At 58.3% G+C, this 18,898-nt stretch carries 16 protein-coding genes, 1 tRNA gene and 1 riboswitch; of the genes, 12 read left to right on the top strand and 5 right to left on the bottom strand.

Annotated features, from left to right (window positions below):
- Positions 1-5: 5 nt before the first annotated feature.
- The 3 genes from gcvP to RGU70_RS12350 form a co-directional block, all read right to left on the bottom strand.
- Positions 6-2,888: an aminomethyl-transferring glycine dehydrogenase gene (gene gcvP / locus RGU70_RS12360; protein ID WP_322209696.1), complete on the bottom strand. Its 2,883-nt coding sequence runs from the start codon at positions 2,886-2,888 to the stop codon at positions 6-8.
- Between the two features lie 13 nt (positions 2,889-2,901).
- A complete protein-coding gene (gcvH, locus tag RGU70_RS12355; RefSeq protein ID WP_322209695.1) occupies positions 2,902-3,282 on the bottom strand; it encodes a glycine cleavage system protein GcvH in 381 nt (126 codons plus the stop codon).
- Positions 3,283-3,530: 248 nt separating this feature from the next.
- Positions 3,531-3,619, bottom strand: a riboswitch (glycine riboswitch).
- A gap of 164 nt (positions 3,620-3,783) precedes the next feature.
- Complete coding sequence (locus RGU70_RS12350; protein ID WP_322209694.1) at positions 3,784-5,121, bottom strand: MFS transporter; 1,338 nt, start codon at positions 5,119-5,121, stop codon at positions 3,784-3,786.
- Positions 5,122-5,544: 423 nt separating this feature from the next.
- On the opposite strand from RGU70_RS12350, the gene RGU70_RS12345 reads away from it, so the two are divergent.
- Positions 5,545-5,769, top strand: coding sequence for a hypothetical protein (locus tag RGU70_RS12345; RefSeq protein ID WP_322209693.1), 225 nt, complete (start codon positions 5,545-5,547; stop codon positions 5,767-5,769).
- Between the two features lie 84 nt (positions 5,770-5,853).
- Here RGU70_RS12345 and RGU70_RS12340 read toward each other — a convergent pair whose 3' ends face one another.
- Positions 5,854-6,090: a hypothetical protein gene (locus RGU70_RS12340; RefSeq protein WP_322209692.1), complete on the bottom strand. Its 237-nt coding sequence runs from the start codon at positions 6,088-6,090 to the stop codon at positions 5,854-5,856.
- Positions 6,091-6,351: 261 nt separating this feature from the next.
- On the opposite strand from RGU70_RS12340, the gene RGU70_RS12335 reads away from it, so the two are divergent.
- The 7 genes from RGU70_RS12335 (at position 6,352) to RGU70_RS12305 (ending at position 14,835) form a co-directional block, all read left to right on the top strand.
- A complete protein-coding gene (locus RGU70_RS12335) occupies positions 6,352-7,974 on the top strand; it encodes a carboxyl transferase domain-containing protein (protein WP_322209690.1) in 1,623 nt (540 codons plus the stop codon).
- 167 nt (positions 7,975-8,141) lie between these two features.
- Positions 8,142-9,476: a cytochrome P450 gene (locus RGU70_RS12330; protein ID WP_322209689.1), complete on the top strand. Its 1,335-nt coding sequence runs from the start codon at positions 8,142-8,144 to the stop codon at positions 9,474-9,476.
- A complete protein-coding gene (gene bioF / locus RGU70_RS12325; protein WP_322209688.1) occupies positions 9,469-10,641 on the top strand; it encodes an 8-amino-7-oxononanoate synthase in 1,173 nt (390 codons plus the stop codon). Before RGU70_RS12330 ends, bioF begins: the two co-directional genes overlap by 8 nt.
- Complete coding sequence (gene bioA / locus RGU70_RS12320) at positions 10,638-11,984, top strand: adenosylmethionine--8-amino-7-oxononanoate transaminase (RefSeq protein ID WP_322209687.1); 1,347 nt, start codon at positions 10,638-10,640, stop codon at positions 11,982-11,984. Before bioF ends, bioA begins: the two co-directional genes overlap by 4 nt.
- Complete coding sequence (bioD, locus tag RGU70_RS12315; RefSeq protein WP_322209686.1) at positions 11,984-12,706, top strand: dethiobiotin synthase; 723 nt, start codon at positions 11,984-11,986, stop codon at positions 12,704-12,706. The genes bioA and bioD overlap by 1 nt, the downstream gene beginning before the upstream one ends.
- A gap of 31 nt (positions 12,707-12,737) precedes the next feature.
- Positions 12,738-13,763: a biotin synthase BioB gene (gene bioB / locus RGU70_RS12310; RefSeq protein WP_416186566.1), complete on the top strand. Its 1,026-nt coding sequence runs from the start codon at positions 12,738-12,740 to the stop codon at positions 13,761-13,763.
- 163 nt (positions 13,764-13,926) lie between these two features.
- Positions 13,927-14,835 (top strand): hydroxymethylglutaryl-CoA lyase, encoded by a 909-nt coding sequence (locus RGU70_RS12305; RefSeq protein WP_322209684.1) that lies wholly within the window; start codon positions 13,927-13,929, stop codon positions 14,833-14,835.
- A gap of 71 nt (positions 14,836-14,906) precedes the next feature.
- On the opposite strand, the gene hpnC is transcribed toward RGU70_RS12305, so the two are convergent.
- The gene (gene hpnC, locus RGU70_RS12300; RefSeq protein ID WP_322210797.1) at positions 14,907-15,722 is read right to left on the bottom strand and encodes a squalene synthase HpnC; all 816 of its coding nucleotides are present in this window, start codon (positions 15,720-15,722) and stop codon (positions 14,907-14,909) included.
- A 325-nt stretch (positions 15,723-16,047) separates the two neighbouring features.
- Between hpnC and RGU70_RS12295 the strand changes: the two genes are divergently transcribed.
- The 4 genes from RGU70_RS12295 to clpP all read left to right on the top strand — a co-directional run bounded on the left by RGU70_RS12295 (position 16,048) and on the right by clpP (position 18,786).
- A tRNA-Leu gene (locus RGU70_RS12295) sits at positions 16,048-16,132 on the top strand.
- Between the two features lie 218 nt (positions 16,133-16,350).
- Positions 16,351-16,548 (top strand): DUF1653 domain-containing protein, encoded by a 198-nt coding sequence (locus RGU70_RS12290; protein ID WP_322209683.1) that lies wholly within the window; start codon positions 16,351-16,353, stop codon positions 16,546-16,548.
- A 177-nt stretch (positions 16,549-16,725) separates the two neighbouring features.
- A complete protein-coding gene (tig, locus tag RGU70_RS12285; protein WP_322209682.1) occupies positions 16,726-18,075 on the top strand; it encodes a trigger factor in 1,350 nt (449 codons plus the stop codon).
- Positions 18,076-18,138: 63 nt separating this feature from the next.
- A complete protein-coding gene (gene clpP, locus RGU70_RS12280; RefSeq protein WP_322209681.1) occupies positions 18,139-18,786 on the top strand; it encodes an ATP-dependent Clp endopeptidase proteolytic subunit ClpP in 648 nt (215 codons plus the stop codon).
- Positions 18,787-18,898 lie beyond the last annotated feature (112 nt).

The raw sequence follows: 18,898 nt of genomic DNA, 5'->3' as shown, positions 1-18,898 counted from the left end.
TCAGCTTATTGCTTGCCATCTTCGTAGTCGGAGAGCGGCGGGCAGGAGCAGACCAGGTTGCGGTCGCCGTAAACGTTGTCGATACGGCCTACCGGCGGCCAGTATTTGGACAGATGGTCGTGCGCCAATCCGCGTGGATAGACCGCTTGCTCGCGACTGTAGCCATGCGTCCATTCGCCGACCAGCGCCGCCGCCGTGTGCGGGGCGTGCCGCAGCGGATTGTCGGTGGCGTGGCTGCGGCCTTGTTCGACGTCGCTGATTTCCTTGCGGATGGCAATCATGGCGTCGATGAAGCGGTCGAGTTCGACTTTGGATTCCGATTCGGTCGGTTCAATCATCAGCGTGCCAGCCACCGGGAAACTCATGGTGGGAGCGTGGAAGCCGAAGTCAATCAGGCGCTTGGCCACATCGTCGACGCTGATGCCGGAGCTTTCCTTGAGCGGGCGCAAGTCGATGATGCATTCGTGCGCAACGCGTCCCTTGGGGCCGCTATACAGAATCGGATAGTGCGGCGACAGGCGGGCGGCGATGTAATTGGCGTTGAGGATGGCCATTTCGGTCGCGCGCCGCACGCCGTCTGGCCCCATCAGGCGGAGGTAAGTCCAGGTGATGGGCAGGATGCTGGCGCTGCCGTAAGGCGCGGCGCATACGGCACCGATGCCGTCCAGTTTGCCGGTGCGGTTGCCGGGCAGAAACGCTGCCAGATGCGCTTTGACGCCGATAGGACCGACGCCGGGGCCGCCGCCGCCGTGTGGGATACAAAAGGTTTTATGCAGATTCAGATGCGAGACATCGCCGCCGAATACGCCCGGCTGCGCCAGTCCGACTAGCGCATTCATGTTGGCACCGTCGATGTAGACCTGCCCGCCGTGCGCATGGACGATATCGCAGATTTCGCCGACCCGGGACTCGAATACGCCGTGGGTGGAGGGGTAGGTGATCATGATTGCGGCCAGTGCGGCACTGTGCAGTTCGGCCTTGGCGGTCAGATCGGCAACATCAATGTTGCCGTCTTTGTCGCAGGCCACCACCACCACTTGCATGCCAGCCATGTGCGCGCTGGCCGGATTAGTGCCGTGCGCGGAGGAGGGAATCAGGCAGATGCTGCGTGCATGGTCGTTGCGGCTGGCATGGTAGGCGCGGATGGCCAGCAGACCGGCGTATTCGCCTTGCGAACCGGCGTTCGGTTGCAGCGAGACGGCGTCGTAGCCGGTGATTTCGCACAGCATCTGTTCGAGTTCGTCGGTCAGTTCGCGATAGCCTTCGGTCTGGCTGGCTGGGGCGAAGGGATGCAGTCCGCCGAATTCTTTCCAGGTCACCGGGATCATTTCGGTGGTGGCGTTGAGTTTCATGGTGCAGCTGCCCAGCGGGATCATGGTGCGATCCAGCGCCAGATCTTTGTCGGCCAAGCGACGCAGGTAGCGCAGCATTTCGGTTTCCGAACGGTATTGGCTGAAAACCGGATGCGTCAGGAAATCGCTCTTGCGCAGCAGCGCATCGGGCAGAGCGTCGGCAGTACGCGATTCCAGGGCGCTGAAGGACAGTGCCGGTTTGCCGAAGGCGAATACATTCCACAAGGCTTCGACGTCTTCGACGCGGGTGGTTTCATCGAACGAGACACCGATTCGGCCGTCATCGATGATGCGCAGGTTGATGCCGGCGATGTGTGTCAAGGCGTGCAGTTCGGTCGTGCGCGCGCCGCTATCGATGGTCACGGTGTCGAAAAAATGGGGCGTGCTGATGGCGTAGCCGAATTCGCTGAGTCCAGCGGCGAAAGTGGCGGTCAGACGGTGGACGCGGCGGGCGATGATGCTCAGGCCCTCTGCGCCGTGATAGGTGGCATACAAGCCGGCCATGACGGCCAGCAGAACTTGGGCGGTGCAGATGTTGCTGGTGGCTTTTTCGCGGCGGATATGCTGCTCGCGGGTTTGCATGGCCAGACGCAGCGCGGGCTGACCGTGGCTGTCGATTGAGACGCCGACCAGCCGTCCGGGCAGCGTGCGCTGGTTTTCCAGTCGGGTGGCGAAGTAGGCGGCGTGCGGGCCGCCGAAACCCATCTGTACACCGAAGCGCTGGGTGGTGCCGATGGCGACATCAGCGCCGAATTCGCCGGGCGGCGTCAGCAATGTCAGCGCCAGCAAATCGGCGGCGACGACGACCAGTGCGCCGCTGGCATGGGCGGCGGCTATGACGCTGCGGTAATCGACGATATCGCCATAGGTGCCGGGATATTGCAGCAGTACGCCGAAGACGGACAGCGCGGCCAGATCGCTGCGCGGGTCGCCGGTGACGACTTCAATGCCCAGCGGTGCGGCGCGGGTGCGGACGACTTCGATGGTTTGCGGATGGCAATCGCTGGCGACGAAAAAGACTTCGCTTTTGCTCTTGGACAGGCGGTGGCAAAAGCTCATGGCTTCGGCGGCAGCGCTGGCTTCATCGAGCATGGAGGCGTTGGCGATGTGCATGCCGGTCAGATCGCAGACCATGGTTTGAAAATTGAGCAAGGCTTCCAGCCGGCCTTGCGAAATTTCTGGCTGGTAGGGCGTGTAGGCGGTGTACCAGGCGGGGTTTTCCAGGACGTTGCGCAGGATGACGGGCGGGGTGAAGGTGTCGTAATAGCCCATGCCGATGTAAGACTTGCAGACCTGATTGCGGCGGGCGATGCGGCCCAGTGTTTCCAGTGCTTCTGATTCGGTGCAGCTGGCCGGCAGATTCAGTGGGGCGCGCTGGCGGATGCTGTCCGGTACCACCTGATCGATCAGGGTAGCGAGTGTGTCGACGCCAAGCGCGGCCAGCATGGCTTGCTGCTGTGCTGCGTCGGGGCCGATGTGACGGCGTTGGAACTGGGCGGATTGGGTCAGGGTGTCGAAAGCGGGGCGGGTGGACATGGGCGGCTCCGGCTCAAGAATGGTTGCTGATTAATTGTTGGTACGCCGCGTCGTCCAGCAGGGCATCGAGCGCGGCGGGGTTGTCCGGTTTGAAGGTGAAAAACCAGCCGGCGTCCTGCGGCGAGTCGTTGACGATGGAGGGATCGGCTTCCAGTGCGGCGTTGACGGTGAGTACGGTGCCGGCCAGCGGCATGTTGATTTCGCCGGCGACTTTCACCGATTCGATGACGGCCGCTTCTGCGCCTTGCGCCAGGGTGTCGCCGACAGCGGGCAACTGGACGAAGACGATGCCGCCCAGTTCGCTTTGCGCAAAATCAGTGATGCCGATGGTGATGCTGCCGTCTGTTTCCTGACGCAGCCATTCGTGGGAGGCGGTAAATTTGAGCTGGTTCATGCGGTTTCCTGGGGCTGAATGTGGGGCTGAAAAAAGCCGTTATCAGATCAGGAAACGGGCGGGCGAAAGCGGGGGCTTTCGGAACGCGGGTGCGCCTGACCATCACGGCCGGTGGCGCCCCCTCTGTTCTTTTGCCTGAGATAGTGTGGCGAGCGGATTGGCCAGGGATCGTTTCGGATCAGGTCAGTCGTTTCACCTCCTTCGGCGAGGCGGCCGGTGTTGTCCGGTGCCTTCTCTCCAGAGAGCTTGTCAATGCAGTAGTCCTTTTGCCTGAGAGTTTTCGGGGCGATTCCCCTTCGGCGCCGCCCGCGTGGGCGATCTCTCCTGCTGCATCCTTAAGCTGAGGTGAAATATAGATAATTTTCGAGGCCGAGTCAATCGCCGAAAACGATGCTCTTACTTTTCATCAGCAAACAGCGCGCCTTTGGCCCGGGCAGATAGCACAACGGCTACCCCTGAAATTCAGTGGGCAGCCGTCTGTTCGTGCAGTGGGTGATTTGTCTACTTCAGCTCGACACGCTTGATTTCGCCGACCACAAACACATAGCAAATGACCGCCACCAGCGCATGCAGTCCGACGTAGACCAGCGCGCCATTGAACGAGCCGGTGCCGCTGACGATGTAGCCGATGGCGATAGGGGTGGAGATGCTAGACAGGTTGCCGCACATATTGAGCACGCCGCCGCTCAGTCCGGCGATTTGCTTGGGTGCGGTATCGGAATTGACCGCCCAGCCGAGCGCGCCCAGCCCCTTGCCGAAAAAGGACAGTGCCATGAACAAGACCACCAGCGTTTGCGAATCGGTGTAGTTGCAGATGACGATGCTCATCGACAACAGCATCCCCAGCACGATAGGCACTTTGCGCGCGATGGTGAGCGAATAGCGACGCAGCAGCCAGTCGGACAGGATGCCGCCCAGAATGCCGCCGGTGAATCCGCAGATGGCGGGAATCGAGGCCACCATGCCGGCTTTCAGTATCGACATGCCGCGTGCCTGCACCAGGTACACCGGAAACCAGGTAATGAAAAAATACGTCAGTGCATTGATGCAGTATTGCGCGATATAGATGCCGACCATCATGCGGTTGCTCATTAGTTGCTTGATGTAGCCCAGCATCGGCTCCTTCTTTTTCGTCTGACTCGTTTCGTCTATGCGGGTGAGAGCGCCGCCTGCTTCGAGATAGTCCAGTTCGGCGCGGTTGATGCGGGGGTGGTCGATCGGGCTGTACACCAGCTTGTTCCAGATCACGACGAATAGCAGACCCATGATCCCCATCAGAAAGAACACCGAGTGCCAGCCATAGGAATGCACCAGCCAACCCATCAGGGGAGCAAACAGAACCGTGGCGGCGTATTGGGCCGAGTTGAAAATGGCCGAAGCGGTGCCGCGCTCATGTGCCGGAAACCAGGTGGCGACGATGCGGCTGTTGGCCGGAAACGATGGCGCTTCGGCTGCGCCGACGGCAAATCGCAGGAAAAATAAGAGCGCGATGGCGGCCCCGCCAGTGAAGAATCCGACGGCTCCTTGTAATAAGGTGAACAGAGACCAGAGAAAAATACTGAAGGCATAGACCTTCTTCGATCCGAATTTATCGAGCAGGCCGCCGCCGGGTAATTGCGCCAGCACATAAGCCCAGCCGAAGGCGGAAAAAATGTAGCCCATGGTGATGGGCGTCAGGCCGAGATCCTTGGAAATGGCGGCACCGGCGATGGAAATCGTGGCGCGGTCAGCGTAGTTGATGACCGTGATGCAAAACAATACGGCCAGGATGCCCCATCGGGTATTGGTTTTTTTGGCTGCAGAGCCGATCGCTGACCTGATGTTATCTGCCGCACTCACAGTGCGCTCTTGCAAAGGAGAATTTTTTTATTCCGTACGTAAGTCAGCATTTTCATCTTGTCTCCAGAATTAAGGGGCAACATCATTTGTTGTTCTGTGTCAGCCGGTTTTCTGAGGAAATTGGATCGATTCAGTCGGCCTGCTGCACTATTTTTCACATTAAAACACTAATATATCAGTGTGTCAAACGAGCATTTTAAGTATTTAAAAAGGGAAGAAAAAAGGGGCTGCAAACGAAAACCGGGGAGGGCTGCTGATTGCGACGCAGCTTCTGCCGTATTGCAGACCGACGCGCATGCGCCACAACACAACAAAAGGGAATAAATGCGGATAGTTCGATGGCGAAGGGGCGCAGGACGCGTTTTAGCCCTGTAGGGACAGGCGCGCATGTTACGATGGAAGCCATGTTTCCAGGAGCTCACCATGTCAAAAACCCAAGTCAGTAAAGAAGAATTTTTAAACGAGTTGAACCGCAATCTGAAAGAGCACCCCGGCTACGAAGAATGGATGCAGTTCGTACCCGCTCCTGACGGCATAATTAAGGATCGGCAACCGGACTATTCGCATGCAGGCCCTAATCCTGAGCACTCGCTCTATGAACTGATCGCCATGAAGGTCGGTGAGGCGTTTGAAATATTTCCAAAGTAAGAAATAAGTCGGAGGAGCGTGACGAGTTGCGGAGCCGCACCACCGGTGCGCTCCGCGATTGCCTGGGAGGATGGGGGGCTTTTTTCAGCGCAACTTAATAATTTCAAGCAAGGAAGTGCGCTCTGCATCGAAATGCGAAAGGAAGGCATCGCTTTCGGGCGTATTGGCCAGCGCGATCCGCACGTTTTCGGTCATTAATTCAAATAACTGCAATTCCATATCTGCTTTTTTCGGGTCTTGCAGCCGGCAAAGCGCCGTCACCAGCGTTTTCAACAAACTGACTTGCACCTGCAGTTTTTCAATTTCACTAATTTGATCCACGATTCTGCCCTTCATTGATATTGATTATTGTCGCGGTGAGGTGGAAAGTCCTGCGGCCGTCGGCCGAAGCTTCGCGACGCAAACGATACCATGCGTATCGGGTATATCCGCGCCAAGCCGGAGGCTGTCAAAAAAATAGTTCCGCCTTCCCCCTTACTTTACGTTAACGTAAAGTAGAATCGCTCCCACTACTTCTGAATTGTTGCCACAACAAGCCGGAGACCTGCCTGCGATTCATCTGATAAAGAGAAGGGTAAGAACATGCCGCACATCGAAAGCACACTCAACACGCGTAGCGAGGAATTCCAAGCCAATAGCGCCGCGATGCAAGCCATCGTCGACGATCTGAAGCAAAAAATTGCGGTAATCGAGCAAGGCGGCGGTGAGGCGGCGCGCAGCAAGCATCTGGCGCGCGGCAAGCTGCTGCCGCGTGACCGGGTCAATATGCTGCTCGATCCGGGCACGCCCTTTCTGGAATTTTCGCAACTGGCGGCCTATGCCATGTATCCCGACAAGGACGGCAGCGATTCCGCGCCGTCGGCCGGTATTCTCACCGGCATCGGCCGTATTTCCGGGCAGGAATGCGTGATTGTCTGCAACGACGCTACGGTCAAGGGCGGCACTTACTATCCGATGACGGTCAAAAAACATCTGCGGGCGCAGGAAATCGCCGCCGCCAATGCGCTGCCCTGCATTTATCTGGTCGATAGCGGCGGCGCGAATTTGCCGAATCAGGACGAGGTATTCCCGGATCGGGACCATTTCGGGCGAATTTTCTTCAATCAGGCCAATTTGTCCGCGCAAGGCATTCCGCAAATCGCTGCCGTCATGGGTTCCTGCACCGCCGGCGGGGCCTATGTGCCGGCCATGAGCGACGAATCGATTATCGTCAAGGATCAGGGTACGATTTTCCTGGCCGGGCCGCCGCTGGTGAAGGCGGCTACCGGCGAAGTGGTCAGCGCCGAAGATCTCGGCGGCGGCGATGTGCATACCCGGTTGTCCGGCGTGGCCGACCATCTGGCGCAAAACGACCAGCACGCGCTTTCCATCGTGCGCGACATCGTCGGCAATCTCAATCGCCGCAAACCGTCCACGCTGGCCTTGCGCGAATCGCAGGAGCCGCTGTATCCGGCGCAGGAACTGTACGGCATCGTTCCAGCCGATACGCGCAAACCCTTCGATGTGCGTCAGGTCATCGCCCGCATCGTTGACGGCAGTTGCTTCGACGAATTCAAAGCCCGCTATGGCACCACGCTGATTTGCGGTTTCGCCCATCTGCATGGCATGCCGGTAGGGATTATCGCCAACAACGGCATTTTGTTTTCTGAAGCCGCGCTCAAGGGCGCGCATTTCATCGAACTATGCTGCCAGCGCAAAATCCCGCTGATTTTCCTGCAAAACATCATGGGCTTCATGGTCGGACGCAAATATGAAAACGAAGGCATCGCCCGCAATGGTGCCAAGATGGTCACGGCCGTCTCCACCGCTGCCGTACCGAAACTGACGATGATCATCGGCGGCAGTTTTGGTGCCGGCAACTACGGCATGTGCGGCAGAGCGTTTGCGCCGCGCTTTTTATGGATGTGGCCGAACGCCCGTATTTCCGTCATGGGCGGGGAACAAGCCGCCAGCGTACTGGCCACCGTCAAACGCGACGGCATCGAAACTCGGGGCGGGCAGTGGACGGCAGAGGAAGAGGCCGCATTCAAGTCACCGATCCGCGAGCAATACGAACATCAGGGTCATCCCTACTACGCTTCGGCGCGCCTGTGGGACGATGGCGTGATTGATCCGGCCGATACGCGCAAAGTATTGGGGCTGGGCTTGAGCGCCGCGCTTAACGCCCCGATTGCCGATACCCGCTTCGGAATTTTCCGAATGTAAGCAGCCAGTGCCGGCATTTCCGGCTGCGCTCAAATATTTCTGTAAAATTCGCCCCTCGCTGCCGGCTGTCATTGGCCGGTATGGCGTGGAGGACGTGCGCTCAACGTCTACCCCCTGATGTCTACCCCCGATGCCTTTGCCAAAATCTTCACCCTGATTGGAACCGGATGCCGTTGACGACCGAACGCGATCTACACCGTGACCCTTACCCCGGATATGCCCGCTTGCGCCAGAGCGGTCCGGTGCAATGGAGTACGCAATTTTGCGGCGGCGCATGGCTGTTGACTGCTTACGACGATGTGGCCCTGGCGCTACGCGATCCCCGGTTTTCGGTGCAGCGGGCGGGGGGCTGGATTAATAGCAGTGACGCAAACAAGAGCGGCATCGGCCGCTCCCGCGCAGAGCTACGCGCCGAGTTGCGCGAATTCAAACGGATTTTCGCGCGCTCCCTGCTGTTCATGGACGGCCCGCAGCACACGCGGGTGCGGCAAGCGATGCAGGTGGGTTTCAAGCCGGGCCGCTTGCAGACATGGGCGCCGCGCATTAGGCAAATCGTCGATACCCTGCTCGATAAAATCACGAATCAGTCCACCACTAACGCCACCACCAACGCCAATAGCAACGCAAAACCGGAGCAAGCTGGCTGCGAACTGATGGCGCAATTCGCCCGCCCGCTACCAGCACTGGTGATTGCCGCCATGCTGGGAATCGATCGCTGCCACCAAAGCGAACAGGCCGATTTTGTCGGCTGGTCGGATGAGATTGCCGCCTTCATCGGTAGCCCGACGCCGACGCTGGAACTGGCTTGGCGGGCGCAGACTGCGCTGGTGGCGATGGAGGCCTTCTTCATTCCGCTGATTGCGCAACGGCGGCAGGATCCGGGCGACGATCTGCTTAGTCTGCTGATCCAAGCCGAGCGCAACGGAGAAATTATCACCACCAAGGAATTGCTGGCGCAATGCTGCACCTTCTTGTTCGCCGGTCACGAAACCACGCGCAATCTGCTGGGCAACGGCCTGCTGGCCTTCCTACAGCACCCGACCCAATGGCAACAGCTACAAGCGCAACCGGCCTTGATGTCCTCGGCGCTCCGGGAATTGCTGCGCTATGACAGCCCGGTGCAATACACCGGACGCCGCCTCAAAACCGATATCGATTTACACGGTTTCCACATGAAAAAAGGCGATCTGGTGCTGCCCCTGATCGGCGCGGCCAATCGTGACCCCCACAAATTCACCGACCCAGACCGACTCGATATCGCACGTAATGAAGGTAATCACTTGTCCTTCGGCTACGGGCCGCATGTTTGCATCGGTGCCACGCTCACCTATCTGGAAGCGCAAATAGCTTTCGAGGGCTTGATGCAGCGATTGCCGCTATTGCAATTGCGCGATACGGCCCCGCCGGTCTGGCACCACAATCCGGTTTATCGCGGACTGGAAACGCTGTCGCTGCAATTTGCGCTGGCAAGCCCCCCATCGGAGATATCCACCCATGCCTGATTTTCATGCGTCACTGGCGCAACTGAAGGAACAAGGCTTGCTGCGCACCCGGCGTATCGTGAGCAGCCCGCAGAACGCCTATCTCGACATCGACGGCCAGCGCTATCTGGCCTTTTGCAGCAACGATTATCTGGGTCTGGCCAACCACCCGGAACTGGTCGCCGCCGCGCAGCAGGGCATGGCGCAATTCGGCATCGGCGCGGGCGCATCGGCGCTGGTCAGCGGGCATTCCAGCGCGCATGAGGCGCTGGAAAACGAACTTGCCGCTTTCGTGCAACTGCCACGCGCGCTGCATTTTTCCAGCGGCTACATGGCTAATCTGGGTGTGATTCCGGCGCTCGTCGGCGTGGGCGATGCGGTATTTTCCGACCGGCTCAACCACGCCTGCCTGATCGATGGCGCCCGGCTGTCGCGGGCCGAGATCAAACGTTATCCGCACGGCGACGTCGCGGCGCTGGAACGGCTGCTGGCCAGCAGCACACATACACGCAAGTTGGTCGCTACCGACGCCGTTTTCAGCATGGATGGCGATATCGCCCCCCTGGCGGCCTTGCTGGCGCTGTGTGAAAAGTACGATGCCTGGCTGCTGATCGACGACGCCCACGGCTTTGGCGTACTGGGCGAACAGGGGCGCGGCAGTCTGTCGCATTGCGGCTTGGTCTCGGAACGGATCATTTACATGGGCACCTTGGGCAAGGCGGCGGGGGTGCATGGCGCTTTCGTGGCGGGTCAGGCCGATGTGATCGAGTGGTTATTGCAGCGGGCGCGCACCTACGTTTTTACAACCGGTACGCCGCCGCCGCTGGCCTGCGCCTTATCCGCCAGTCTGCGGGTAATTGCCCGGGATAGCTGGCGACGCCGCCGGATTCAGGAACTACGCCTGCAACTGACGGCTGGCCTGCAGGGCTTGCCGTGGCAATTGCTGCCGTCGGAAACCGCGATACACGCCTTGATCGTTGGTGACAACCATACTGCCGTGGCCTTGATGGAGGCGCTCAAGGTGCGCGGCATCTGGGTGCCGGCGATTCGCCCGCCCACTGTGCCAAAGGGAACGGCGCGCTTGCGCATTACCTTGTCGGCATTACACACCAGCGACCATGTCGCGAAATTGCTGGCGGCGCTGCATGCGTTGGCTGCCAGTGATTTTGCCAAGGAATCCGTATGACGCCACTTCCGCCCGCCGATCTGGTCAGCCGCAGTCTGCACAGCGTCTGGCACCCCTGTACCCAGATGCAACACCATGAAACGACACCACTGATCGCCGTCAGTCATGGGCGCGGCGCGTGGTTGCACGATACCGACGGCAAGCGCTATCTCGACGCCATCAGTTCCTGGTGGGTCAATCTGTTCGGACATGCCAATCCGCGTATCAACGCCGCGCTGAAAGATCAGCTCGACCGGCTGGAACACGCCATGCTCGCCGGTTTTACGCATGAGCCGGTGGTGGCTTTGTCGGAGCAGTTGTCGGCGCTGACCGGCAATGTGCTGGGGCATTGTTTTTATGCCTCCGATGGCGCGTCGGCAGTAGAAATTGCCTTGAAGATGAGTTTTCACGCCTGGCGCAATGCGGGGCAGTCGGAAAAACAGGAATTCGTTTGCCTGCAAGGGGCCTATCACGGCGAAACCATCGGTGCGCTGGCAGTGACCGATGTGGCCTTGTTCCGCGACGCCTATGGCCCGTTGCTACGCGCCGTGCATGTGGTTCCGTCGCCCGATGCGCGGCTGGCCGGGGCGGGCGAATCTGCGGCCGATGTGGCACACCGCGCTGCCGATGCGCTGGAATTGCTGTTTCAGCAGCGCGAAGGAAAAATCGCCGCCCTGATCGTCGAGCCGCTGGTGCAATGCGCTACCGGTATGGCGATGCACGATCCGGTCTATCTGCAAAGAGTGCGCGTCTTGTGCGACCGCTATCAGGTGCATTTGATCGCCGATGAAATTGCTGTCGGTTGCGGCCGCACCGGGACTTTCTTTGCCTGCGAGCAGGCCGCCATCTGGCCCGATTTTCTGTGTCTGTCCAAAGGCATCAGCGGTGGCTACCTGCCTTTATCGCTGGTGATGACGCGCAGCGAGATTTATCAGCAGTTTTATGACGCCGACGTGCGGCGTGGATTTTTGCATTCGCATTCCTATACCGGTAATCCGCTGGCATGTCGGGCGGCGCTGGCGACGCTGGCGATTTTCGAGCAAGATCAGACGCTGACCGCTAATCGCCGTCTGGCAGCGCGTTTGACGGCCGCGTTGCAGCCGCTCAAGGACGATGCCCGGGTGCGCCATTTCCGGCAGTGCGGCATGATCTGGGCCTTCGATGCGGTGCTGGAGGCGGATTCGGCCGCGGCAGCCGGGTTTTCCCGCCGCTTTTTCGCCGAGGCGCTGAAGCAGGAGTTATTGCTGCGTCCCATCGGCCGTACGGTGTATTTGATGCCGCCCTATATTTTGGATGACGCCGAAGTCGATTTGCTGGCCGCCCGCACCCACGCCGTGTTTTCTCAGGTCATGGAGCAGGACTGATGCCGCCGCGTCCCTCTGCCTCCTGGTTCATTGCCGGCACCGATACCGATATCGGCAAAACCCTGATTGCCACCGCGCTCCTGCATGCGCTTGCCGCCAACGGTGTGCGCGCTGCCGGCATGAAGCCGGTAGCTTCCGGCGCGCAATGGCGTGACGATGCCTGGCATAACGACGACGTTGGCCGATTATGTGCAGCATCCAGTGTGTCGGTGCCGTCTGCGTGGATGAATCCTTATCTCATGCGCGAGGCCACGGCACCGCATCTTGCCGCTGCTGCCGAAGGAAAGTACATCGACATTGCGCATATACTGCACTGCCATGCGCAGGTGAGCGCGATGGCCGATGTGGTGGTGGTGGAGGGCGTGGGCGGTTTTGCCGTGCCGCTCAACGACGAGGTCGATACCGCTGATCTGGCGCAAGCGCTGGCGCTGCCGGTGATTCTGGTAGTCGGCTTGCGGCTGGGCTGCATCAATCATGCTGTGCTGACCGCGCAAGCGATTGCCGCACGCGGTTTGCCGCTGGCGGGCTGGGTGGCGAATGTGATTGATGCCGATCTGGCTCACATGGACGGTACCTTGCACACGCTGGCGACACGATTGCCGGCTCCGCTGCTCGGTTGCGTTCCCCGATTGTCGGTGCCGACGGCGGCTGCGGCCGCTGCACATATTGATTTTTCATCGCTGGCGGCCTGGCCCGCCGGTGTGTTTTCTCCCCTATTTTGAACAGAAGGACTGCTCCATGACGACTCAAACCATGCACTTTCAACCACAAGCGGCTGTCCAGCCTTTGACCATGCCGGATGCCGTTTGGCCGCTGGAGGCCATTGCGGCCTTGTTCGATTTGCCGTTCAACGATTTGCTGTTCCGCGCCCAGCAGGTGCATCGCGAAAATTTTGACGCTGGCGAAGTCGAGCTGGCGACGCTGCTGTCAATCAAGACCGGCGGTTGCCCGGAAGACTGTGGCTATTGCCCGCAGGCGGCGCGCTACGATACCGGCGTTACCGCGCAGAAAATGCTGCCGTTGGAAGAAGTGCTGGCCGCAGCGGCGCAGGCCAAGGCGCATGGCGCGACCCGTTTTTGCATGGGCGCGGCATGGCGCGAGCCGAAGGACCGTGATCTGGAAAAAGTGGAAGAAATGGTGCGCGAGGTGAAGGCGATGGGGCTGGAAACCTGCGCTACGCTGGGCATGCTGGGCGAAGGTCAGGCAGATCGACTGAAACTGGCGGGCCTCGATTACTACAATCACAACCTCGATACCGCGCCGGAAATTTACGGCGACATCATTTCTACCCGCGATTATCAGCATCGGCTCGATACCCTTTCCAGCGTGCGCGACGCCGGCATCAAGGTCTGCTGTGGCGGCATCGTCGGCATGGGCGAGTCGCGTTTGCAGCGCGCCGGACTGATTGCGCAATTGGCGAATCTGGATCCTTATCCTGAATCGGTGCCGGTCAATCATCTGGTGCAAGTGGAAGGCACTCCTCTGCACGGAATCGATGCGCTCGATCCGCTGGAATTCGTGCGTACCGTCGCCGTTGCCCGCATCACCATGCCGAAGGCGCGCGTGCGCATGTCGGCCGGACGGCGCGAAATGGGCGAAGCGGTGCAGGCCCTGTGCTTTCTGGCCGGCGCCAATTCGATCTTTTACGGTGATAAGTTGTTGACTACCGGTAATCCTGAGGTGGATGACGACCGTGTCTTGCTGGATAAACTCGGCCTGCGCCCACGCGCTTCGGGTATCGATGCCCGTTGCAGCATTGAGGCCCCCGGACAGGCTTGACCACGGGGCAGTGTCGGTCTGGCCGACGCTGCTCCGCTTCTTTAGGTGATCTGCTGCACGCGATGTGGGATCAGGAATAGGGTAGGGCCTAGAGGTAAATCTTTTTTATTGCCGCAGACAGTCAGCGGTTTTTTATATTTTGTTTGTCTTACCGGAGTTTTTTATGGCGCTTCCCAGCAAGGTAAAAATCGTTGAAGTCGGTCCCCGCGACGGCTTGCAAAATGAAAAAACGGCGATTTCCGCCGAGGTCAAAATCGCGTTGATCGATCTCCTGAGCGATGCCGGTTTCGTCAATGTGGAAGCGGCTTCGTTTGTGTCACCGAAGTGGGTGCCGCAGATGGCTTCTTCGGTCGAAGTGATGGCCGGGATACGGCGACGGCCGGGCACGATTTATTCGGCACTGGCGCCGAATATGCAGGGGCTGGAAGCAGCGCTGGCGGCCAACGTGGACGAGATAGTGATCTTCGGCGCGGCTTCCGAGGCGTTTTCACAGAAAAATATCAATTGCTCGATTGCCGAATCGATTGAGCGTTTTCGTCCGGTGGCGGAGGCGGCCAAGCGTCATGGCAAGTTGCTGCGCGGCGCGCTTAGCTGCGCGTTTGGCTGTCCTTATCAGGGCGAGGTGTCTACTGAGGCAGTGGCCGACGTGGTGCGTCGTTTGCGTGATCTTGGCTGCGATGAGATCGATATCGCCGACACGATCGGTGTGGCGACGGCCAACCGGGTGCGCCCGGTGATGGAAAGCGCGATCCGCGAGTTTCCGATTGAGCGTTTATCGGCTCATTTTCACGATACCTACGGTCAGGCGCTGGCCAATATTTATGCCAGCCTGGAAGTGGGGATCACGATTTACCATTCGTCGGTAGCAGGTCTGGGCGGCTGTCCTTACGCCAAGGGCGCGACCGGCAATGTGGCGACGGAAGATGTGCTGTATCTGATGCAGGGACTGGGGATTGAAACCGGGGTCGATCTGAACGCCGTGGTGGAGGCGGGGCGTTTTATTTCCAGTCATCTGGGGCGTCCTTCGAATAGCCGCGCTGGCGCTGCTCTGGCGGCTAAATTGCTAAGCTGATCAGATAGGCGTTCTGCTACTTGTCGGTCTGGTTTTCGTCCATTTTGACTGGCAAGTACGGGCTGTCGGCTTCAGTGGCGCATGCGAGTGGCGCGCCAGAAGATGATGAGCCAGTCCGGTAATCTCAGTTGCGGGCGCTGGTTGAAAATGTCGCCGTCAACGGCGGTGATGCGTTCCAGTATCCGCAAGCCGCCTTGCACGACCAGCCGTAATTCCCAGCCTATGCGTCCCGGCAGGCGCAATGCCAGCGGTGCGCCGGAGAGCATCAGCGTCCGGCAGCGGTCGATCTGAAATTGCATGAATCCACGCCAGCGCTCGTCGGTATGGCCTCGGGCGATATCGTCTGGTGTCAGGCCGAAGCGCAGCAGGTCTTCTCCCGGTAAATAAATCCGTTCTTTGCGCCAGTCGATGGCGACGTCTTGCACGAAATTAATCAGTTGCAGGGCGGAGCAAATGGCGTCTGACTCACGCAGGTTTTGTTCCGTTGCTGCGCCATACAGGTGCAGCATCAGCACACCAACCGGGTTGGCCGAGCGGGCGCAGTAGTCGAGCAAGTCGGTATAGCTGGCATAGCGCGTGACGCTGACATCCTGGCTGAATGCCGAGAGCAGGGCGCGTAGCGGTGCCAGCGGCAGTCGATATTGCTGGATGGTGTCGGCCAGCGCCTGAAACAGTGGCTGGCTGCTTGCGGCACCGACGGCGATGCGATCCAGTTCGATGTCATAGGCTTGCAGAGAGGCCAGCCGCTGTTCCGGGGTGGCATCACCCTCGTCGGCAATGTCGTCGGCGGTGCGGGCGAAGGCGTAGATGGCTTTGACGGCGGGACGCAGATGCGCGGGGAGCAGGACGGAGGCAACGGGGAAATTTTCGTAGTGATCGACGGGCATGGGCGGCAAAGTGGGGGAAAGTGCGGTAAGGGAATGTACGTTAGCAGACGGAGTGAGTGGAATCTGCATGGCATGCATCGGTGAATCGGAGTGTACGGCCTTGGGCTTGGGACTCGTCTCTAATCGTATCTAATCGTCTCTAATCGTCTTTAAGTGAGTTGGGCGCAAACCGCGCTTGATTTTATCGGGCTTCCGCTTTGTGCGACATGGCGCTTGGAACTACGAACGCTGGTGCGGTAAAAGCGGGCGGACAATTCCCCTCCCTTTTCTCTAGAGATTTTACTACCCAACATTCGGTGGAATGGTTAAAATAGCCGGCTTGACTGCAGGTATGGCGAAATTGGTAGACGCACAACGTTTAGGTCGTTGCGACTTTGGTCGTGTCAGTTCGAGTCTGACTACCTGCACCAAGATCATTTTCACAGGCAAGCGGTTTCCTACTGTCACGGCGTGGAATTCTATTCACTGCTGAACAAAATTAGCCGACGATTCCCTCTCCGTCTCTATCTGCAAGTCCCCTTCTGTACATCAAGTGCTGTGGCATTTTCGATTTTTCGTCGGAACAGGGCCACACCGCCAGTCGCATTACCCACATTAATCCATTGCCATTTTTCAGGACGACATACCCATGACTCTCTATCGTCATTACAAGGGCGGAATTTACGAATTTTTGTACGATGCCTTGCTAGAGGAAAATCTGTCGCCGATGGTGGTCTATAGAGCGGCCGACGGTTCAGTCTGGATCAGGCCTCACTCGGTATTCCATGAAATCATCGAGGTGAATGGGGTATCGGTGGCACGTTTTTCATTGCTGGCCAAGGGCTGACATGCCGCATAAAGCGCTCCTGCAGGGCTGCCTGTTACAGTTTTGGCGCAAGCAGGTCTTTTTACGTATAAAATAGCGGACTTAGCGCGACAGGGCAGGGTTGGGGGACGCGGGTCTTAGAGCCGCTCCAGTCATTGTCGCACCACCAAATTCCCCTATTATTTCTGGACGATTCACATGGCAACAGCTGTCGAAACCTTGAGCAAACTTGAGCGCCGTCTCACACTGACCTTTCCTCTGGCCGATGTACAGGCTGAAGTGGACAAACGCCTGAAAGTGCGCGCGCGCACCGCCAAGGCACCTGGCTTCCGTCCGGGCAAAGTGCCGATGAAGATGGTTGCCGCGCAATATGGTTATCAGATCGAAAGCGAAGTACTTAACGACAAGGTTGGTCAGGCTTTCAGCGACGCGACCAGCGAAAATACCCTGCGCGTAGCCGGTTATCCAAAGATCGAGCCAAAGACCAGCGAAGGCGCGCCAGAAGGTTTCGTTTCCTTCGAAGCCACTTTTGAAATTTATCCGGAAGTCGCCATCGGCGATTTGGCTGCTGCTGAAGTGGAGCAAGCTGTTGCCGCGGTTTCTGACGCGGAAATTGACAAGACCGTCGATATCCTGCGCAAGCAACGTGTGCATTACCACGTCAAGGGCGAGCAGGGTGCGCACGGCGACGGTGGTGATCCGGCTGCCAAGAGCGGCGATCGCGTCACGGTTGACTTCGTCGGCATCATTGACGGCGTTGAATTTCAGGGCGGCAAAGCGGATGACTATCAGTTTGTGCTGGGCGAAGGTCGCATGCTGCCAGAGTTTGAAGCAGCCGCTACCGGACTGAAAGTGTCCGAAGCCAAGACATTCCCATTGGCGTTTCCTGCCGATTATCACGGCAAAGACGTCGCCGGCAAGACTGCCGATTTCACGATCACCATGAAGCGCATCGAATGGGCGCATCTGCCTGAAGTTGATGCTGAATTTGCTCGTTCGCTGGGTGTGGAAGACGGCGATCTGGCCAAAATGCGCGAAGATATCAAGCGCAATCTGGAACGCGAAGTGAGCTCGCGCACCAAGGCCAAGACCAAAGACAGCGTGATGGATGCGCTGATCAAGGCCTGTGAGCTGGATGTGCCTAAGGCGCTGGTTGAGCAAGATGTCGAGCGGCTGGCTGAAATGGCTCGCCAAGACATGGCGCAGCGCGGTATGGACGCCAAGAATATGCAATTGCCTAAGGAATTGTTTACGGCCCAAGCCGAGCGTCGCGTTCGTCTGGGTTTGATTCTGGGTGAAGTTGTTAAGGTGAATAAACTGGAAGCGACTGCAGACCAGGTTAAGGCGCAGATCGAAGATTTCGCTCAAAGCTACGATGACCCACAGCAAGTGCTGAAGTACTATTTTAGCGACCGCAGCCGTCTGGCTGAAGTTGAAGCTCTTGTTTTAGAGGAAAACGTCGTCAAGTATGTGTTGAGTAAATCGAAAGTTACCGAGAAAGCCATCGCGTTTGATGAGTTGATGGGTAACAACCGGGCGCAAGCTTAATTAGCTCGTTCGCCAATTCGCGCTTTTCTCGCGGATCATTCTGACGACATTGAGGGAAAGCACATGACAGGTTTCACAGCACAATACGGTTTGCCGCAAGGCCAATCCGCACTGGATACGCAAATGCTCGGTATGGTGCCGATGGTCATCGAGCAAAGCGGCCGCGGCGAACGCGCTTACGATATTTATTCGCGTTTGCTTAAAGAACGCGTTATTTTCCTGGTGGGACCGGTCAACGACGCCACTGCCAATGTGATTGTTGCGCAATTGCTGTTTCTGGAAAGCGAAAATCCAGACAAGGATATTTCGCTCTACATTAATTCCCCAGGCGGTTCGGTATCGGCTGGTATGGCGATTTTCGATACGATGCAATTTATCAAGCCAGATGTGTCGACCTTGTGTACCGGTCTGGCTGCTTCCATGGGGGCATTCCTCCTGGCGGCAGGTGCCAAAGGAAAACGCTTTTCCTTGCCTAATTCGCGGATCATGATTCATCAGCCACTGGGTGGCGCTCAAGGTCAAGCCTCCGATATTGAAATTCAGGCGCGGGAAATTTTGTATCTGCGTGAACGGCTCAATACTATTTTGGCCGAGCAAACTGGCAAGACTTTGGAACAAATCGGTAAAGATACTGATCGCGATAATTTCATGTCTGCCGATCAATCGGTCGAATATGGCTTAATCGATAAGGTGCTTACGCATCGCGGCTGAAATGGTGCCGTGAACGTTTGATTCACTAAAGTCTGCATCCCTGCATAAAATATGCGAGGCTGTCATGCCCGAAGGTAGGTACTTCGGGCATTTTATTTTTTCGGTAAAATCG

Source organism: Herbaspirillum sp. RTI4 (assembly GCF_034313965.1).
In the GTDB taxonomy this organism is placed as follows: Bacteria; Pseudomonadota; Gammaproteobacteria; order Burkholderiales; family Burkholderiaceae_D; genus Herbaspirillum.
Note: the sequence above shows the minus strand (reverse complement) of the source record. Positions and strands in the feature narration are given on the sequence as shown.